The organism is Bartonella sp. AD24XZML (assembly GCF_042196485.1).
Classification (GTDB): Bacteria; Pseudomonadota; Alphaproteobacteria; order Rhizobiales; family Rhizobiaceae; genus Bartonella.
The window spans coordinates 1-1312 of sequence record NZ_JBHIQH010000021.1 but is presented as its reverse complement, the minus strand read 5'-3'; the positions used below and the strand labels follow the sequence as shown (position 1 = coordinate 1312).

The following is a 1312-nucleotide window of genomic DNA, read 5'->3' as shown; positions in this document are numbered from 1 at the left end:
CCACCAATCAATCTACCAACAAAATCATCAGCATGGTTTTCCAACTCAATAGTAGTTTGTTTGCCATCACTCGCATAACCTAACAGACCAGCTGTAGCTGAAGCATTAGCCGCTGGACCAACAAATTTGATTGTTGTGTTTTTAGCTATTCCATGCACGCCTTCTTGCTTGAAAGAATTCAGCGCATTAAAGCCTGTCATACTGCCACGACTATGCGCATCAATATGCAATCCTGTATTACCATAGCGATATATCAGCTCTTTTGTTTCTTGTGTTGAATTAGTCAAACCCCAAAGGTTATTTTCCATAAACTTCTGGTATCCTGCCACCAGAAGCTCTGAAATCGCAGAATCGGCTTCTGGGAACACAACAAAATAAAGCGGTTCATTTTGATTGTCCGCATGTTGTACGGCATACCCTGCTGCCCCCTCTGGGGAAGTAAAGATGCCATTGAGGGACACATGCACCTTGCCATCAGAGCCTTCTTGCAAATGCTGCTTTTCTTCATCCGTCAAATAATGAAACTTAGGAATATTTTGTCCACGAGCGTCTTTAATATACTGTCCATTTGCATCTATTTCATAGATTATATTACCCTTTTCATCGNTGCCATTTCACGGTTTTCATGGACGATTTGTTCCAGCTTGCCTACATCGAGCTGTTGTACACTCTTATGGGCGCTAGCAGTATCACGGTTAAGGGAGGCGATGGCTTGTTCCACATCTTGTCCCGTCAACGCCTTTTGCACTGCTTCATTTGTCAGCACAATGGTTCCATTGCTGATAGCGGATTTGGTATAGCCTTCCTCTGAATCTTTGGCTTTTGCATGATCTAAGATATTTTTAACAATGTTTTTCCCAACGCCGTATTTGCCTTGGTACATGGGTCCACCCGCAGAAATGCTGATCCCATCGCTGTTGGCTTGAGCATCAGCACTGTTGGTGATATCACTCGTTTTAATGGTTCCTGTGGTCAGTTTATTTTTGTTCGCCGGTGCGGTGCTACCGATAATACCTCCGGTCATGGTTGTTGCACCCGCCACTGTAATATCAAAGCCGCCATCACCGGTTTTAATGCCGGATTGTTCCACAACGCTGTGATAATCACTAGAGGTTTTATCCTTGTTAAAGGCAATATTGGTTGTCGCCACATCATCCTTTTTTCCACCATTAAACCCAGCAGAAACAGAGTTTTGCTTGCTGGAACTTTGTCCCGTATCACTGAGGCTGGTAATGGTGAAATCACCACCAACACCCATCTCTACACGGTTTGCAGAAACCACGGCGCCTGCAAATGTAGTATTTCCCCCACT

At 44.3% G+C, this 1312-nt stretch carries 1 pseudogene; it reads right to left on the bottom strand.

What is annotated here, in order from left to right:
• A pseudogene (locus ACFIMX_RS02310) lies at positions 1 to 1312 on the bottom strand (hemagglutinin repeat-containing protein); the annotation flags it as partial.